The sequence below is a fragment of the Mesorhizobium sp. M0590 genome (assembly GCF_040320905.1).
GTDB lineage: Bacteria > Pseudomonadota > Alphaproteobacteria > Rhizobiales > Rhizobiaceae > Mesorhizobium.
Map to the genome: position 1 here is coordinate 51,802 of NZ_JAMYQN010000012.1, position 16,670 is coordinate 68,471.

Sequence of the window (16,670 nt, forward strand, 5' to 3'; positions counted from 1 at the left end):
AATTGGTGTGACAAGCCGGGCCGCTCTCTCTACATACGGCCGTTCCCAAGGAGCGATCGATGTCGGCGGAAGCAATCTCCGAAAACGGAGCGAAAAGCGATTTCTGGGACGGCGTGCGGCTCAGCATGCCCGTCGTGGTGGCGTCGGCGCCGTTTGCATTGCTGTTCGGTGCGCTCGCAGTTGACAACGGGTTTTCCGTGCTCGAAGCGTTCCTGATGAGCGCAACGGTGTTCGGCGGCGCCAGCCAGATGGTCGGCATCGAGCTGTTCGGCCAACATGTCGCGCCGTGGCTGATCGTGCTGTCGATCTTCGCCGTGAATTTTCGCCATGTGCTCTATTCGGCTGGCATCGGCCGGCGCATCGCGCATTGGCCGCTGATCCAGCAGGCGATAGGCTACTTCGTGCTTACCGATCCGCAGTTCGCGGTGGCCGAGCGCAAGGCGGAGGCCGGCGAGACCGTCGGGTTCACCTGGTATATGGGGCTTGGGCTGCCGGTCTATGTGTTCTGGATCATCGAAAGCGCGCTCGGCGCGATGTTCGGCAAGCTTATTCCCGACACCCATGCGTTGGGCATCGATTTCCTGCTGCCGATCTATTTTCTCGGCCTGGTCATGAGCTTCCGCAAGCGGCCGCTGTGGCTGCCGGTGGTCATCGCCAGCGCTGCCGCCTCCATCATTGCATACAAAACGGTCGGCTCGCCCTGGCATGTCTCCATAGGTGCGCTGGCCGGCGTGCTGCTCGCCGTCATCCTGCCGCCCCGCCACAGCGGCGTGGAGGCACGGCCATGAGCACGACCTTGTGGATCATCGTCGCCGCTTCGATCGCGACCTATCTGACCCGCATCGGCGGTCATCTGGTGATCTCGCGTTTCGATCAAATCCACCCGCGCGTCGAAGCCGGGCTCAGCGCCGTGCCGGCGGCGGTGCTGACCACGCTGGTGGCGCCGGCGGCGCTCAGCGCCGGGCCGGCGGAATGGGCAGCCTTGATCGTTGCCGGCTTGGTCTCACTGCGCGGCGGCCTGATGGCGATGTTCCTGGCGGGTGCTGCCGTGCTGATCCTCGCGCGGCAGCTCGTCGGCTGATCGACTTTTGCCTTGGCGGCGAGAGCACACATGCGTTTTACCGCAGCGACTATTGCCGCGCCGACCCGCGACAGGCTCAGCCGGATCGCCTCCGATCTCTCCTGGTGGGCGCGACGCACGGCGTCGGTATAGAGCGCTTCGCGCTGCTTCGGCGTCAATGCGCTTAGATCGGTCGGCTGGATGCCGAAGGGCTCACGCGACATTTCCATCTCCCCTGGTTTGCCGTGTTGATCGGCAGCTACACCGGCGATTTACGGGAAAGGCATAATCAGTTAAAATGAATAATTAAGATCGTTATGTTCTCCAGGAGAGATGTATGGATTTGGCCGATCTGCGCATCTTCCGCACGGTGGTGCGCGAGGGCGGAATCACCAAGGCGGCGGAAAAACTGTTTCGCGTGCAGTCGAACGTGACCACACGCATCCGGCAGCTCGAGGAGGATCTCGGCGTGCAGCTGTTTATCCGGGAGGGCAAGCGCCTGCACGTATCGCCGGCCGGTCACAAATTGGTCGGCTATGCGGATCGGCTGCTGGCGCTTGCGGAGGAGGCGCGAACGGCGATGCTCGATCCACGCCCGCGCGGCACTCTTCGCCTAGGTGCTATGGAGAGCACCGCCGCGGCACGGCTTCCAAGTCTGCTCGCCGAATACCATGCACGGCATCCCGAAGTGGAAATCCAGTTGCGCACCGGCAATCCGCAGGTTCTCGCGACCGCCATGCTTGCCGGTGAGCTCGATGCAGCGTTCGCCGCCGAGCCGATCGCCGACGTTCCGTTCGAAAAGCTGCCCGCATTCCACGAGCAGCTGGTCATTGTCTCGGCGGCATCGCGCGTTTCGGTCGAAGACCACCTGGACATGCCCAAAACCATGATAGCCTTCGAGCACGGCTGTCCGCACCGCAAGCGGCTGGAACAATGGTATGCGCGCAGAGGGTTCATGGCCGAGAAAACCATCGAGCTTGGTTCATACCATGCCATCCTTGGTTGCGTGGTGGCTGGCATGGGCATAGCGCTGATGCCGAAAAGCGTGCTTTCGGGTTTCCCGGAAAGCCGCTGGCTAAAGCTGCACGAACTGCCCTCTGACGAAGACAATGCCGTCACGGTGTTGTTCTGGCGCAAGGGAGCCGGTTCTCCCAACGTCACCGCTTTGCAGGGACTGCTTGCGGAGCAAAGCCTGTCAACCGGCGTTGCCGCCGCGGCTATTGCTTGAAGTCGTGCGGCAGCGGGGCGGTTGCCTTTTCCAGCCAGTCCAGCGTCTCGCCGTCGAGCATCGGTCCGATCTCGGCCAGTACGCGCGCATGGTATTCGTCAAGCCAATGCAACTCGTCGCGGGTTAAAAGGTCCGATCGGACCAGCCGCTTGTCGATCGGCGCCAGCGTCAGTGTCTCGAAGCCGTGCATGGCGATGTCGCCGCCCTCGATTGCCTCGGCCGGTGTCACCAGGATCAAGTTCTCGATGCGGATGCCGTAGGAACCTTCCTTGTAATAGCCGGGCTCGTTGGAGACGATCATGCCGGCCAGCAGCTTTTCGGTACCGGTCTTGGCGATACGCTGCGGGCCCTCATGCACGGCAAGATAGGAGCCGACACCGTGCCCGGTGCCATGGGCGAAATCGCAGCCGTGTCTCCATAGCGCCAGGCGCGCCACGGCATCGATTTCGGAGCCGCGCGTGCCCTGGGGGAAGCGCAGCATGGAGATGCCGATCATGCCTTTCAGCACCAGCGTGAAGCGCTCGCGCATCTCCTCGGTTGGCGTGCCGATCGGCACGGTGCGGGTAATGTCGGTGGTGCCGTCCTGGTACTGTCCGCCGGAGTCGAGCAGGAACAGCTCCCCATGCTCCAGTTTGCGATTGGTGGCGCGGGAGACGCGGTAGTGCATGATAGCGCCGTTAGGACCAGCGCCGGAGATGGTATCGAACGATACGTCGCGCAGCGGCATCTGCGTTTCTTCGCCGGTCTGACGGCGCGTCTCCTCAAGCCTGGTGACAACGGCGATTTCGTCGAGCGTGCCGGGCTTCTGGCGGTCGAGCCAGCACAGCAGCTTGGCGACCGCGGCGCCGTCGCGGCGATGTGCGGCGCGTGCGCCGGCGATCTCAGCTTTGTTCTTTGTTGCGCGTGGAATGCGGGCCGGATCGGCCGTGGCAATGACGGTGCCGCCATTATCCTCGACCAGCATTCTGAGCTTGTCCGCCGCGAGAACCGGGTCCAGCGCGATTTTTGCGCCGCCCTTGGCCCGGGTGACGATTGCCGATTCGAATTCACCTGGTTCGTGCAATTCGGCGAGCTGCGTCAGGTAGGCCGCGACGGTGCGCGAAAACTTGCGCTGGTCCATGAAAAGCAGATGCGAGCCGTCGGCGGCGAGCACGGCAAAGCCGAGCGCCAGCGGTGTGTGCGGTACGTCGCCGCCACGAATGTCGAACGCCCAGGCAATGGAGGAGGGGTCGGTCAGTACGGCATGGGTGGCGCCGTCCTTCTCGATGGCCGCCGCCAGCCGCGCCAGCTTGTCCTTGGCCAGTTCGCCGGCAAAGCCGATCGGGTGGATCTCGACCGGCGCCAGTGGCGGCCCGGGCTGGTCCTGCCAGATGGCGTCGACTGGATTTTGTTCGAGCGGCACCAAAGTCGCGCCTGATTTCTCGGCCGAGGCCTTCAGCGCCTTGACGTCACTGATCGTATGGAGCCACGGATCGAAACCAAGTCGCACGCCCTTGCCGAGATTGTCCTTGATCCAGTTGGCCGGCGGGTTGTCGACAAGGCTCTCGATCGAAAAGATGTCGAGATCGACCTCCTGGCGCACCTGCAGCGTGTAGCGCCCGTCGACAAACATGACGGCGCGCTCGCCAAGCACAATGGCGACTCCGGCCGAGCCGCTGAAGCCGGTCAGCCATTTCAGCCGTGCCGAGCGATCGGCGACATATTCGCTCTGGTGCTCGTCGGCACGGGGCACAATGAAGCCATCCAGCCCGTTCGCCGCCAACCATTGGCGCAGCATTGCCACGCGCGGCTTGCCAACGGCCGGATCGCCGGCGGAATCGAAGGTCTGGAACATGTCGGCTCTCCTCGAATGCTGGCGCGACCGTAGCGCATGACCTCGAAAATCGGAATCGATTTTCGGAACGATCATTCCCGGTTGCTGCGTGTCTCTTTGCGCATGGGGGCCATGCAGAATCGTCGATTTCAAAAAGCGTCAGCAAGGCTTACCTTCTTCACGTGGAGGAAAGAGTCCTATTGCCCTGCAAAGGAGACCGTCATGTCCACGATTTCACGTAGACGCGGATTTTTCAGAAACGCTGTGAAAGCGCTGATCGAAGCTCGCCAGCGCGAAGCGAGCCGGTATGTGAGCGGCGTTCTGCTTGGCTTTGACGACGAAACGCTGAAAGCTCACGGCTACGATCGCGAACAGCTGAAGAAAGCGGCGAACTCGCGCTAGGTCCGAGTTGATTCCGGCTTGCGTTGAAGGCGCTGCGCCTCAGCGCTTGAGGTGAATCGTCACCCAGCCCCCGCGGTGCAAGGTGCGGACGTGCCGGAATTTCTGGCCGACATAGGCCGCGATTACCGCATCGCGCTGGCGCTCGAGGATGCCCGACAAAACGATCGAGCCACCGAGCGCGATATGTCCGGCCATTTGCGGCGCCAGACGCATCAGCGGCCGCGCCAATATGTTGGCGACGATCAGGTCGAAGGGCGCACGCGCGGCAAAGATCGGATGATGAAAACCGGGCGCCGCCACCGTTTCAATGAGCCCCTTGACCTGGTTCAGCCGCGCATTGGCGGCGGCCACTTTGACGGCGACCGGGTCGATGTCGGTCGCCAGCACCGGTATATGCGCGAGCCTGGCCGCTGCGATGGCGAGCACCGCGCTGCCGGTGCCAAGGTCGAGCGCGTTGCGCGGATGCTCGCGCTGTATGACCTGCTCCAGCATTTCGAGGCAGCCGGCGGTGGTGCCGTGATGGCCGGTACCGAAGGCAAGGCCGGCCTCGATCTCGATGGCGAGCTCGCCGCTGTGGCGCTTCCTGCGGTCATGCGCGCCATGGACGAAGAAGCGCCCGGCCCGCACCGGCTTCAATCCCTCCAGCGAGCGCGCCACCCAGTCGATGTCGGGCAGCGCTTCGCGCGCTATCGGTTTCGACAGCGACAGTCCGGCAAGGATGTCCCTAAGCCGCGCCTCGACCGCATCGACGTCGTCGTCGGCATAGAGCGATACTTCGTGGATGTCGCGGTCCTCGTCGACCTCGAGCACCGCAATCGGCAGGCCCTCATCGTCGAATGCCGCACCGAGCGCCGCAAAGATGCGGTCAGCCTCGATCTTGCCCGCGGTGAAATACAAACGCGTCTGCGTCATTACCGGATGTGTCAACCTTCCGCCGCCAGCCGTTTGAGCTTGGCGATGGCGGCATCCGGGCTTTCGCCATAGGCAATGGTGCCGGCGAAATCGCCCTTGGCGTTGAGCAGCAGCACCGAAGCAGTGTGGTCCATCGTGTAGTCGCCGTCGTTCGTGTCGACTTTCTTCCAGTAGATGCCGAAGGACTTGGCCATGGCGTGGACCTTGTCGGGATCGCCTGATATGCCGAGGATGCGATCGGAGAAATTGCTGACATAGGTGTTCATGATTTCGGGCGTATCGCGCTCCGGGTCGACCGTAACGAAATAGGCACGCAGGTTCTTGCCGTCGTCGCCCATCGTCTTCAGCCAGCCGGCCAACTCGAAAAGCGTGGTCGGGCAGACTTCCGGACAGTGCGTGAAGCCGAAGAAGACGACGCTGGGGTGGCCGCGAAAGGCGGCTTCGGTGACCGGCGCGCCCTTCTGGTCGACCAGCGTGAAAGGTGCTCCGAACGGCTCGCCGCCATAGTGTCCGCGGTACCAGTCGAAGGTGAGCCAGCCGATTCCGGCGGCCATCAGGACGAGAATACCGACCAGAATTGAACGCATCATCAGTGAAGTCCGTCGTTATTTCCATCGGGCGCCGGGTTGGCGCCGTGAAGGCCCTGGCTTGGCGAACACTCTTAGCGGTTCGGTCGCGCCGACGCAAAGATGTCGCGTTGCCGCAACCGGCAATCCTGTGGGAGGCGATCTGCTTGCAAAGCGCTGCCGTTCGTCCCACCTGAGGTCGGCAAAATTCGAACCGCAGGAGGCCTCTTTGCGAAAACTGATTGGCGGCGCGTTGGCCGCATGCCTTGTCATTGGCGCCGGCGCGGCCGCCGCCGAGGAAGTCGGCAAGGTCGGCGTAGATTGGCTCGGCAACGATATCATCGTCGAGGCGATCAAGGATCCGAAGGTCGAGGGCGTGACCTGCCACGTCTCCTATTTCGACCGTGGCGTGATCGACCGCCTGCAGAAAGGCAACTGGTTCGAGGACCCGTCCGATTCTTCGATCTCCTGCCGCCAGACCGGGCCGATCACCATTGGCGACATCGACATGAGCGAGGCCGGCGAGGAGGTGTTCAAGCAAGGCATCAGCCTGATCTGGAAGAAGCAGGTGGTGAACCGCATCTACGACAAGGCCAACGAGACCCTGATCTACCTGTCGCATTCACGCCAGGTGCAGGACGGCTCGGCAAAAATGTCGGTCACCACCGTGCCGCTCTACGGCCAGAACGTGGTGTGGACCAGCGGCAAGCCGAAATAGAGACTTAAGGTGCTACAGGGTCCTCGGCGCGTCCAAACGGATGCGCGGCGCTGCACTCGGCTTGCGAGACTATCCGCGCGGGCGTAAAGCGCGCGCATGGACCGTCCCGAACACCTTGTCCTGAAAGATCCCGAGCCGCGCATCCATCCGACGGCGGAGCTGAAGGCGTGCAAGCTTGGACGCCACGCGTCGATCGGCGAGCGGGTCATCCTGCGCGAGGTGACGGTCGGCGACTTCTCCTACTTCGAGCGCCACGCCGAGGCGATCTATACGACGATCGGCAAATTCTGCTCGATCGCCGCCAACAGCCGCATCAATGCGCTGGAGCATCCGGTCGAGCGGCTGACGCAGCACAAAATCAGCTATCGGCCCAACGAGTACTTCCGCTGGCTGGGTGTCGATCAGGCATTCCGCGACCGGCGGCGGGCGAGAGCCGTCAGCATCGGCCATGATGTCTGGATCGGCCATGGCGCCGTGATCATGCCTGGCATAGTGATCGGCAACGGCGCGATCGTCGGTGCCAATGCGGTGGTGACGCGAGACCTGCCGGCCTATGCAATCGTCGCCGGCGTTCCGGCCAGGCCATTGCGGCAGCGCTTCAGCGCGGGAACTGCGGCCCGGATCGAACGTCTTGCCTGGTGGGACTGGCCGCTCGAGAAACTGGCCAGGGCAGTCCCCGACATGCAGGCCTTGCCCATCGAGGCTTTCCTCGACCGCTGGGAAAACGGCGCCGCCTGACTTCGGGCGTATCTGCAAGCGGTCCGACGGCCTGCGCGATCTGCTCCTCCAACAATGTACCCGCGACCTTCCGCCACGAGGGAACCAGGAGCGGCTGCCAACTGTTTCTGCAGACACAATGAACTCGGCTTCCGTCCGGGTTCGTCGCCCGGCTGTTGAGGGAGTTTGAATGATTGAGAAGCTTTTCACCAGGATCGCCAACAACGTCGCCCATTTTGCCGGCCTGCCGCCGACGTTTGCCGTCTGTTTCCTGATCATCGTCGTCTGGGCGGCAAGCGGGCCGATGTTCGGCTTTTCGGACACCTGGCAGCTCGTCATCAACACCGGCACGACGGTCGTCACCTTCCTGATGGTGTTTCTCATCCAGAACACCCAGAACCGCGATGGCGCTGCGATCCAGGCGAAGCTCGACGAATTGATCCGGGTCAGCACAGCCCAGAACACCTTCATCGGTATCGAACACCTGACTGAGACCGAGGTCGAAGAGATCCGCAAGAAATGCGAACAGGCAGCGAAGCGGCATGATCAGAAGCTTGCCGAGTTGGCAGCCGAGAAAGCCATGGCGAAGAAGCGGAACACGAAGAAGCACGCGGCGGCGTGATATAAAGGTCCGGCGCATACCTGCGAAGATCGGATCCGATTCTTTGCTACGGTGATCTTCGGTTCGGGATCATGCGGTGCGTGTCATGAATGCCGCGAAAGCATCTTTGTAGTCCGGGTGCCAGCGCGACAGGGCAGGGCGGTTCTCGATGAGGTCGCCAATCGCCCAGGCCATGCGCTTTTCGTCCATGGACCGGGTCGCCTCGTTGTCGGGGCACAGGATGTAGAAATCGCCACGTAGTAGCGAGGCCAGCATGAAGTCGATGACCTGCTCGCCGGTCCAGGCGCCGGCCGGCTTTTCGGTCGCACCTTCGGTCAGGCCGGTAAAAGTGAACCCGGGGATAAGCAGATGCGCCGCGACACTGGCGCCCGGCTCGTTGCGCAGCGCGTGTGCAAGGCCCTCGGTATAGGTCTTCACGCCAGCCTTGGAGACGTTGTAGGCGAGGTTGCCGGGCGGCGTGGTAATGCCTTGCTTGGAGCCGGTGTTGACGATCAGGCCGGGCTTTCCCGCCGCCAGCATGCGTGGCGCGAACGCCTCTACGCCATGCACGACACCCCAGAAATTGATGTCCAGCAGTCGCTTCCAGGCGTCATGGTTCTCCCAGGGCTTGCCGGGGTTGTTGCCGACGCCGGCATTGTTCATCAGCAGCGACACGTCGCCGAAAGTGCCGGATGTCCTTTCGGCGAGGCGGTCGAGTTCGTCGGCTTTCGAAACGTCGGTGGCAATGGCAATCACGGCGCTGTCGCCGGCGATGGCGGCGACGGCGCGCCGGGCCTCATCGAGGCGTGCGCCGCCAATATCGACCAACACGATGTTCATGCCCATCGCCGCCAGCCGTTTGGCCGCGGCAAGGCCGATGCCGCTGGCCGCGCCGGTGATGACGGCGACATTGCCGGAGGCAAGTGCGGGCAGGGCGGTCTGGATCTCGGCGTCGGTGGTCATGATTTTCTCCTGTTCTGGCCGCGGCGAACTTAGCGCGGAAAGAGGCTCGCGCAAGCCGGTGCCGGCATCTTCGGGTTGACCGCATCGGCGGGCGCTGCGCATGCTGATATCGAAAAGGAGACCTGACGATTGACCGACTGGATCGAGATCCTGAAAGAACAGACCGCCACCGGCGACCAGATGAGCCGCGAGGTGCCACAAATGCTCGCCAATCCCGACATCAGCGAAGCGCAAGTTATGACGCTGTTTTCGGCGCTCGAAAAACAGGCCGAATTCGTCGAAAAGCTGCGCATGGCGCTGGAAAAATTCGGCCATGATTTTTCAGTGATCAAGGCGGCCGAGCGGCTGGAGGAGCGCTACGCCGACCTTGCCGCTTCGGTAGCGGAAAAGCTGAAAGCAATGCGAGGCTAGAGGGGGCCTATTTCTCGATCAGCCGCTCGAAGCGCCTGTCCGGCACGAACCAGATCATCGCCACCAGGACATAGATCGAGACACCGATCCAGTGATTGACGAAGGTCAGCGCGATGGCGGAAAGATAGAGGACCAGCGAGATCTTTCCCTTGAGGTCATTGCCCAACGCCCTGGCGAAGAGAGTCTCATTGCCGTGCAGTCGATGCAGGGCCATGGTGAGGATGTTAAAGCCGATGGCGCAGAGCGCCAGGTCGACGCCATAGACGGCAACCGGCACCGGCGCGAAATGGTTCTCACCCATGAAGGCTGTCGTCGCCGGCATCAGCGATAGCCAGAACAGCAGGTTGAGGTTCGCCCACAGCACGCGGCCGTCGACCCGCTGCACGGTATGGAACATGTTGTGCAAATTGTTCCAGTAGATGCCGACATTGATGAAGGACAGCACATAGCTGAGGAAGATCGGCCAGAGTGGTGCCAGCGCGGAAAAATCCTCGCCATGCGGCACCTTCAATTCCAGCACCATGATGGTGATGATGATGGCGACCACGCCATCGGTGAATGCCTCGACTCGTCCCTTGCCCATGAATCTCCCCTGACAATCCGCTGAAGTTAAAAGAGGATCTCGCTCAGCGCCATCGGCAAAGCTGCCAAACTTGTCAGGAGCAAGCCGGGGGGGGAACGGCTGACGCGAAAAAGGCGTTAGGATGGCAGATCCCGAACAGCAAAAGGTCGAAAAAATGACAGCTCACGCTCAAGTCATGACGCGCGATCACGAACTCGGCGGCCGCGCTGCAGCGGCCGCCGTGGCCGCCATGATTGCGGCTCTTTTCGCCGGCAGCACGGCGCTGACGCCGCTTTACATCATCTACAAGCAGCTCTTCGGCTTCTCGCAGATCACTTTGACGCTGGTCTACGCCGTCTATGTCATCGGCAATCTGGCAGCGCTTCTGATGTTAGGGCGTGTGTCCGATGTCATCGGGCGCCGTCCAATGGCATTGGCCGGGATGGCGGTGGCCGTCGTCAGCGCGGTGGTTTTCCTCTTCGCCGAAAATGTCGCCTGGCTCGATATCGCCCGAATTCTGAGCGGACTGGGAATCGGCGTTGGCGCGGGCACCGGCACCGCCTGGCTCGCCGAATTGCTCCCGACCGACGACAAGTCACAGGCGGCGACGATTGCCACCAGCACCAATTTTCTCGGGCTCGGCCTCGGTGCGCTGGGGGCCGGGTTGCTCGCCGAATACGCGCCCTGGCCGCTCAGGCTGACATTCGTCGTCTACCTGGCGATGCTCGCGACTGTAACCCTGCTGGTCTGGCGCACGCGGGAAACCGTTTCGCGGCCGGGGAAACTGGCTGACGTTTCGATGCGACCGCGGCTTTCCGTGCCCGATGACATCCGCGCAAGTTTCGTTGCGCCGGCGGTGACCGGCTTTGGCGCAATGGCGCTGGTCGGCTTTTATGCAGCACTCGCACCGAGCATTTTGGCGCAGCAACTGCAGGTAACCAACCATGCCGAAGCCGGCGCTCTGTTCTTTGAATTGGCAATCGTGACGGCCGCCACCATTGTAGCGACGGCACGTCTTTCGAGCCGAGCCGCGATGTTCGCGGCACTTGCGCTGATGATCCCAACCGTCGCACTGGTCGTTGCGGCGCAGGTCTTCGCCTCGATGGCCATAATGATTGCCGGGACCGCCTTGTGCGGCGGGGCGGCAGCGCTCGGCTATCGCGGCGGCTTGCAAGTGGTGAACGAGATCGCGCCGGCGGACCGGCGCGCCGAAGTCGTCTCGGCCTTCTTCATCTGCTGTTTTTGCGGCAACGCGCTGCCGGTCATCGGCATCGGCGTTCTGTCGACGGTGGCAGGTGCGACCGTGGCAAGCCTGGCCTTTGCCGGCATGATTGTCGTCTTTTCCCTGGTCGCTCTCGGGTTTGGCGCGAAATACGCGCGCTGAGCCGACCTTTCAGCCGTTCGGTGTCTCGGGCGAAAGATGCGCGCGCTGGCGCGGTACGCCGAGGCCGGTATCCGGCGGTTCGCCGGCAGCCGGCCGGCTCTCGATCATGTGCAGGCTGCGCCAGCGGCCGAAGCGATAATAGGCCGCGGCCAGCACGAGCGAGGTTATAGAGCCAGCCGGAAAGCTCCACCACAGAGCTTCCTCGCCGATCACGCTTCGGAAGAAATAGGCGAAGCTGGTGCGCACCAGCAGCACCGAGATCACCAGGATGATCAGCGGCGGCATCACCGCGCCGGTGGCACGCACGGTGGCGAAGAGCACGATGGTGATGCCGAACAGGATGAAGGACCACGACGCGATCTTGTTGATGTGAGTGGCGATCTCGATTGCTGCACTGTCGCTGCCAAGGAAGAGGCTGAGCACCGCGCGATCGAATACGAACAGCAGCGCGACGAGCATGCCGGTGAGCACAAGGTTGAAGCCGACGCCGGAGGCGGCGATGCGTCCAATCCGGTCCCAGCGCCCGGCGCCGACATTTTGCGCCGCCATGGACGACACCGCGGCGCCGATGGCGAGCGCCGGCATCTGGATATAGGTCCAGAGCTGTGCGGCTATGCCGTAGGCAGCCGCGACCTGCGAGCCGTACGAGTTGACCATGCCCATCACCGTCAGCGCCGCGGCCGAAACGACGATCATCTGCAGGCCCATCGGCACGCCCTTGAAGACGACAATGCGCAGCAGCGCCGGGTCCGGCCGCAGCAGAACGAGATTGGCGCCGGCCAGCCGCAGCGGGTGCTTGCGCGCATAAAGCACGATCAGGATGGCAACCACGCTTACCGTCTGGCCGATCAGCGTCGACGCGGCCGAGCCGGCGATGCCGAGTTCGGGGAACGGGCCGATGCCGAGGATGAGCAACGGGTTCAAAGCGACGTCGAGCACGACGGCCAGCGCCATGAACAGGAAAGGCGTGCGCGAATCGCCGGCGCCGCGTAGCACCGTCATGACGAAGGACAGCAGGTTCATCATCGGCACGGCGAGGAAGATGATGCGCAGATAGGAGCGCGCCAGCGGCAACGCATCGGCCGGCGTGCCGAGCGCATCGAGGATCGCATCGACCCAGATCCAGCCGCAGACCGCGAACACCACCGAGACGAGGAAGAAGAAGGTGGCGCTGGTTCCGACGATGCGCCGGGCTTCGGGCAGGTCACGAGCGCCGACGGATTGTGCGACCAGGATGGTCGCCGCCATGCCGATGCCGAAGACGGTGCCGAGGATGAGAAACAGCACGAGGTTGGCATTGGACGTGGCGGTCAGCGCCGCTTCACCGAGGAAACGGCCGACCCACACGGCATTTATCGAGCCGTTGAGCGACTGCAGCACATTGGAGCCGAGCACCGGCAGGGCAAACAGCAAAAGGGTGCGCGGGATAGGCCCACTGGTGAGGTCGCCGGTCTGCCGGCGCGGGGGCATGTTGTCGTCCATGGCAGGCAACTCGGCGAAGGCTTGTCTGAGTCCGCAATGATTGCCGATTTAACGGGAGAGGTCGATGCGGCGCTGTAAATTCCGCCTGGCGTGCCTTGATCTAAGCATTTCTCAAACCTTTCGGAATCGTATATTGATCCCACACGCGTGGGGCCGCATTTTCCTGGATCTCATCGGTAAGCCGGGGGGCTCATGTCCGATATTCCGTTGTTTTTTGAGCGCCTGAACCGGCGCGCCTTTCTTGGTGCATCCGCTCTGGGCGCGGCCTCCGTGGCTCTTTCGTCGTGCACCACGACGGACGTGGCGGCGCCGCCGGTGCCCGCGGCACCAAGCGATCCGGCTCTCGGCGATGCCGCAAGCATGTATGCCGCGCGCATCGACGAGGGCTATCAACTGCCGGCAATTCCGGTAGCCAAGGTCGATCCGAAATTCGTGCGTCAAATCGTGGCCGACCCGACTGGAGAAAAACCCGGCACGATCGTCGTCGATACTTCCGAGCACTTCCTCTATCTGGTGCGCGACGGCGGCAAGGCAATTCGCTATGGCGTCAGCCTCGGCAAGGCCGGTTTCGGATGGACCGGCAGCGCCGTGGTTCAGGCGAGAAAGAAGTGGCCGGTCTGGACGCCGCCGCCGGAAATGATCCAACGCCGGCCGGAACTGGCGAAATACAAGGACGGCATGCCGCCCGGCCCGCAGAGCCCGCTTGGTGCCCGCGCGCTGTATCTCTTCCGTGACGGCAAGGACACGATGTACAGGCTGCACGGCACGCCGGAGTGGGATTCCATCGGGAAGAACGCTTCCTCCGGCTGTGTGCGCTTCATGAATCAGGACATTATCGACCTCTACAGCCGCGTCGATGGCGTCGTGCCGGTCTTCGTGCGCCCGAACCTGTCGGCCGCCGGGAAGATCGCCGCCGTGTCAAACAGGACGGCCGAGCCGATCGATGCAGGCGTGCCAAGGGACGCGGAGATGTTGAGGTAAGTGCCTTCGACTGGATCGTCAGTCGCAGGTTTTGCGATGCTTAGGACACCGTCTTTTCGCGGGCGAGCCGCAACTGAAGGGGCACGACCGTTCAATCGCGCCAGCTCAGGCGGACGCGTTCGGCGCCTCCGCCTGTATGGCTGCCGCTACTTCCCGGTGAGGCCTGGGAGCGTGACCTGATAGACCAGGAACATGGTGTCGACATCGGCGCCATCCTCGGCCTTGTAGGCCGCGCCGACCTGGAAGCCGTCCTGCGTGAGGAAGTCATTGTCATTGGCGACGAACAGGAAATAGTCGTCGGGCAGCTTTGGATCGAGGACGCTCACCACCGACATCGCCTCCCATTTCTCCGAAAGGTTGTTGCGGTCGTTGGGCGCGCCATTGTGCAACCCGAAGCGGCCGAGCTCGCTCTTGTCGTTGATGTCGATGAACGGCGTCAGCTTGGCCGGCGTCACCGATGGATCGAGCTCACCCTTGGGCGCCAGCGGCTTGTCCTTGTCGAACTCTGTGCCGGCGATGTCGGTTGCCGCCGACACATCGACGACGCTGATCTCGCGATGGAGCGAGGTGTCGCCCTTCAGCCCCTGGCCGTTGCCGCTGTCGCGCGCCAGCATCAGGAAGGTCTTGTCCGACAGCGCCACGATTTCACTCTGCGCGGCGATCTTGGTTTTGCCCTTGGCATCGGTGAACACCGGCAGCGGCACGACATATTCATGCGCGAGCTTGAGCTGGCCGGGATCCGAGGCATCGTAGACCAGCACGCGCGTGTTCTGGCGCGTCGAGGCGGAATCGCCGCCATCCTGCCTTGGGGCCGACTGCAGCACGGCAATCAGGAACTTCCCGTCCGGCGTCAGCGCCATGCCTTCGAGGCCCTGGTTGTTCTGACGGCCGGTTTCGGGATCCTTCGGATCTGGGTCTGCCGCGCCAGGTCCCGGATTGTTGGAAGCAAAGTTTGGCGTCCCGTGACGCATCGGGACAAGCGCCGCCGGCGGCTGCGTTGCCGACATCAGACGCCCATCGGCGGAGAAGCGGTAGATGTTCGGACCGTATTCGTCCGAGATGAACATCGTGCCGTCGGGCAGCCGTGCGATCGCTTCGTTATCGAGCGCGAGCTTGCCGTTGGCTTCGGGCAGGATCGGCATGTCGTCGGTCGCGGCACGCACGCCGTTGAGCGGATCGAGCCCGGTTGCGTCGGCGCCCTTGTCGTCGGTCAAAAGCATGGTGTCGGCAAGCGTCGCCTTGAGGCCCGATTGTTCCTGGCCGGTGGCCGGTGCCGCACCCGGCGCGATCGGGGCGAACTCGATGGCGATCGTGTTGAGGCGCGGACGGTAATCGGTGGTGCCGACGACATTGTAGCCGCGATCCGGCAGCAGCCATAACGAGCCCTTGTAGCCATCGGCGCCATGCGTCCAGCCGGCAGCGTCGATCGACATGCCCGAGCCCGAGCCAAACGTCTCGCCGAACTTGTCCTTCTGGCTGGCCGGGATGCGGCCGACACCGACCAGGCCCTTGTTGACGAAGCTGACGCCGCCGACGGTCGCGGCGTTTTCAGCCAAGGCCGGCGTCAAGGCGGTGAACATCGCCAGCGCGACGGCGAGGGACGCGGTTCGGTGCAGGTTTTTCATGGATATCCTCTTTTGAGACAAAGCTGCCGGGGCCCGAAAAGCGCCGCGTCGCATCGAGGATGCCGCGAAAGCCTTCGGAGAAGCGATCTAGGATGCGAACATGATACTTGCGTGACAGTGCCGCGCTTGCTTGTCCCAGCGTGGTGGCAACTGGCTGGGCATGGCGAATCCGCCGCCGCCGAGAACACAATTAGCAACTTTACAAATGATCGTTTTTATGTGAAGTCATGACGATGAAAGGTCACCGATGACAGTCTGCCGTTTCGCCACCCGCCTCAATTCCTTTGCCTCGCGGCCACAGGCCGAGTGGCCCGATCTTGTCGGCAAACCGTCCATGCTGCAAATGGCGGCACGTGCGGCGAAGGTTGCAGAGTTGACCGATCTCGACCTCAACTTTCCCGACCATGTCGATGAAAATCCTGCGGAAATGGCGCGCAAACTCGGCGATCTCGGGCTTTCCATCAATGGTTTCGCCATGCGCTACTACTCCAACCCGGCCTTCAAGCTCGGCGCCTTCACCAATCCGGATCCGGCCGTTCGCCGCGAGGCCATCGACATGACCAAGGCCGGGATCGACGCCGCGCGCGAGGCTGGCGCCAGCCTGATGACGCTGTGGCTCGGGCAGGATGGCTTCGATTATGCTTTCCAGGCCGATTATGCGACGCTCTGGCAACACGAAATCGATGGAATTCGTGAAGTTTCGGCGCATGACCCCGATTGCCAGATCAGCCTGGAGTACAAGCCCAACGAGCCGCGCTCTTACAGCCTGATGCCCGACGCGGCGACGACTTTGCTGGCGATCCGTGAGATCGGCCTGCCCAATCTCGGCGTGACGCTCGATTTCGCCCATGTGCTCTATGCCGACGAGCAGCCGGCCTTTGCCGCAGCACTTGTGGCGCGTCATAGCAAGCTGCTCGGCGTGCATCTCAACGATGGCTACGCCAAGCGCGACGACGGCTTGATGGTCGGCGCGGTGCATACGCTGCAGACGATCGAGCTGCTCAGGCAGATCCGCCGCGACGGCTACGCCGGTGCCATCTACTTCGACACGTTCCCCGACATGACCGGGCTCGATCCGGTCCACGAATGCGAAGTCAACATCGCGACCGTCAAGCGCATGCTGCGCGTCGTCGATCGGCTGGAAAAGGACAATCGCCTGTCCACTGCCGTCGACCGTCAGGACGCGGTCGCCTCGCAGGCCATCATCCAGGAAGCCATGCTCGGGCCGGACAGCTGAAGCTCCGG

The 16,670-nt window shown here is 63.0% G+C and carries 18 protein-coding genes; 11 read left to right on the plus strand and 7 right to left on the minus strand.

Annotation, left to right across the window (positions count from 1 at the left end; genetic code table 11):
- Nucleotides 1–59 precede the first annotated feature (59 nt).
- The 3 genes from NKI52_RS20225 (at nucleotide 60) to NKI52_RS20235 (ending at nucleotide 2,288) form a co-directional block, all read left to right on the plus strand.
- A complete protein-coding gene (locus NKI52_RS20225) occupies nucleotides 60–788 on the plus strand; it encodes an AzlC family ABC transporter permease (protein ID WP_352699260.1) in 729 nt (242 codons plus the stop codon).
- Nucleotides 785–1,081, plus strand: coding sequence for an AzlD family protein (locus NKI52_RS20230; RefSeq protein WP_352699262.1), 297 nt, complete (start codon nucleotides 785–787; stop codon nucleotides 1,079–1,081). The genes NKI52_RS20225 and NKI52_RS20230 overlap by 4 nt, the downstream gene beginning before the upstream one ends.
- 316 nt (nucleotides 1,082–1,397) lie before the next feature.
- Nucleotides 1,398–2,288 carry a LysR family transcriptional regulator gene (locus tag NKI52_RS20235; RefSeq protein ID WP_352699264.1) on the plus strand — a complete coding sequence of 297 codons (891 nt, stop codon included), beginning with the start codon at nucleotides 1,398–1,400 and terminating at the stop codon, nucleotides 2,286–2,288.
- On the opposite strand, the gene NKI52_RS20240 is transcribed toward NKI52_RS20235, so the two are convergent.
- A complete protein-coding gene (locus tag NKI52_RS20240) occupies nucleotides 2,278–4,122 on the minus strand; it encodes an aminopeptidase P family protein (protein WP_352699266.1) in 1,845 nt (614 codons plus the stop codon). The genes NKI52_RS20235 and NKI52_RS20240 overlap by 11 nt on opposite strands.
- Before the next feature lie 36 nt (nucleotides 4,123–4,158).
- On the opposite strand from NKI52_RS20240, the gene NKI52_RS20245 reads away from it, so the two are divergent.
- Entirely contained in the window at nucleotides 4,159–4,503 is a 345-nt protein-coding gene (locus tag NKI52_RS20245) for a hypothetical protein (RefSeq protein WP_352699268.1), read from the plus strand.
- A 39-nt stretch (nucleotides 4,504–4,542) separates the two neighbouring features.
- Here the strand turns inward: NKI52_RS20245 and NKI52_RS20250 are convergent, their stop codons facing one another.
- Nucleotides 4,543–5,415, minus strand: coding sequence for a 50S ribosomal protein L11 methyltransferase (locus NKI52_RS20250; protein ID WP_352570474.1), 873 nt, complete (start codon nucleotides 5,413–5,415; stop codon nucleotides 4,543–4,545).
- Nucleotides 5,416–5,426: 11 nt separating this feature from the next.
- A complete protein-coding gene (locus NKI52_RS20255; protein WP_352450110.1) occupies nucleotides 5,427–6,005 on the minus strand; it encodes an SCO family protein in 579 nt (192 codons plus the stop codon).
- A gap of 205 nt (nucleotides 6,006–6,210) precedes the next feature.
- Here NKI52_RS20255 and NKI52_RS20260 point away from each other — a divergent pair, with 205 nt between their 5' ends.
- From NKI52_RS20260 to NKI52_RS20270, 3 genes are all read left to right on the plus strand, one after another.
- Nucleotides 6,211–6,699, plus strand: a complete 489-nt coding sequence (locus NKI52_RS20260; protein ID WP_023676745.1) for a CreA family protein — start codon at nucleotides 6,211–6,213, stop codon at nucleotides 6,697–6,699.
- Between the two features lie 96 nt (nucleotides 6,700–6,795).
- Entirely contained in the window at nucleotides 6,796–7,437 is a 642-nt protein-coding gene (locus NKI52_RS20265) for a DapH/DapD/GlmU-related protein (RefSeq protein ID WP_352589494.1), read from the plus strand.
- Between the two features lie 169 nt (nucleotides 7,438–7,606).
- Nucleotides 7,607–8,038: a low affinity iron permease family protein gene (locus tag NKI52_RS20270; RefSeq protein WP_031211766.1), complete on the plus strand. Its 432-nt coding sequence runs from the start codon at nucleotides 7,607–7,609 to the stop codon at nucleotides 8,036–8,038.
- Between the two features lie 69 nt (nucleotides 8,039–8,107).
- Here NKI52_RS20270 and NKI52_RS20275 read toward each other — a convergent pair whose 3' ends face one another.
- A complete protein-coding gene (locus tag NKI52_RS20275) occupies nucleotides 8,108–8,980 on the minus strand; it encodes an SDR family NAD(P)-dependent oxidoreductase (protein ID WP_352636630.1) in 873 nt (290 codons plus the stop codon).
- Nucleotides 8,981–9,109: 129 nt separating this feature from the next.
- Here NKI52_RS20275 and NKI52_RS20280 point away from each other — a divergent pair, with 129 nt between their 5' ends.
- Nucleotides 9,110–9,391: a hypothetical protein gene (locus tag NKI52_RS20280; protein WP_023676741.1), complete on the plus strand. Its 282-nt coding sequence runs from the start codon at nucleotides 9,110–9,112 to the stop codon at nucleotides 9,389–9,391.
- Nucleotides 9,392–9,398: 7 nt separating this feature from the next.
- On the opposite strand, the gene NKI52_RS20285 is transcribed toward NKI52_RS20280, so the two are convergent.
- The gene (locus NKI52_RS20285) at nucleotides 9,399–9,974 is read right to left on the minus strand and encodes a TMEM175 family protein (RefSeq protein WP_023676740.1); all 576 of its coding nucleotides are present in this window, start codon (nucleotides 9,972–9,974) and stop codon (nucleotides 9,399–9,401) included.
- Nucleotides 9,975–10,128: 154 nt separating this feature from the next.
- On the opposite strand from NKI52_RS20285, the gene NKI52_RS20290 reads away from it, so the two are divergent.
- Nucleotides 10,129–11,337 (plus strand): MFS transporter, encoded by a 1,209-nt coding sequence (locus NKI52_RS20290; RefSeq protein ID WP_023676739.1) that lies wholly within the window; start codon nucleotides 10,129–10,131, stop codon nucleotides 11,335–11,337.
- A gap of 9 nt (nucleotides 11,338–11,346) precedes the next feature.
- On the opposite strand, the gene NKI52_RS20295 is transcribed toward NKI52_RS20290, so the two are convergent.
- The gene (locus NKI52_RS20295) at nucleotides 11,347–12,819 is read right to left on the minus strand and encodes an MATE family efflux transporter (protein WP_352699270.1); all 1,473 of its coding nucleotides are present in this window, start codon (nucleotides 12,817–12,819) and stop codon (nucleotides 11,347–11,349) included.
- 192 nt (nucleotides 12,820–13,011) lie between these two features.
- On the opposite strand from NKI52_RS20295, the gene NKI52_RS20300 reads away from it, so the two are divergent.
- On the plus strand, nucleotides 13,012–13,800 hold the full coding sequence (locus NKI52_RS20300; protein ID WP_023676737.1) for a L,D-transpeptidase: 789 nt from the start codon (nucleotides 13,012–13,014) through the stop codon (nucleotides 13,798–13,800).
- 146 nt (nucleotides 13,801–13,946) lie between these two features.
- Here NKI52_RS20300 and NKI52_RS20305 read toward each other — a convergent pair whose 3' ends face one another.
- Nucleotides 13,947–15,425, minus strand: a complete 1,479-nt coding sequence (locus NKI52_RS20305) for an esterase-like activity of phytase family protein (protein WP_352699272.1) — start codon at nucleotides 15,423–15,425, stop codon at nucleotides 13,947–13,949.
- Between the two features lie 247 nt (nucleotides 15,426–15,672).
- Here NKI52_RS20305 and NKI52_RS20310 point away from each other — a divergent pair, with 247 nt between their 5' ends.
- Nucleotides 15,673–16,662, plus strand: coding sequence for a TIM barrel protein (locus NKI52_RS20310; protein ID WP_352575119.1), 990 nt, complete (start codon nucleotides 15,673–15,675; stop codon nucleotides 16,660–16,662).
- Nucleotides 16,663–16,670: the final 8 nt, after the last annotated feature.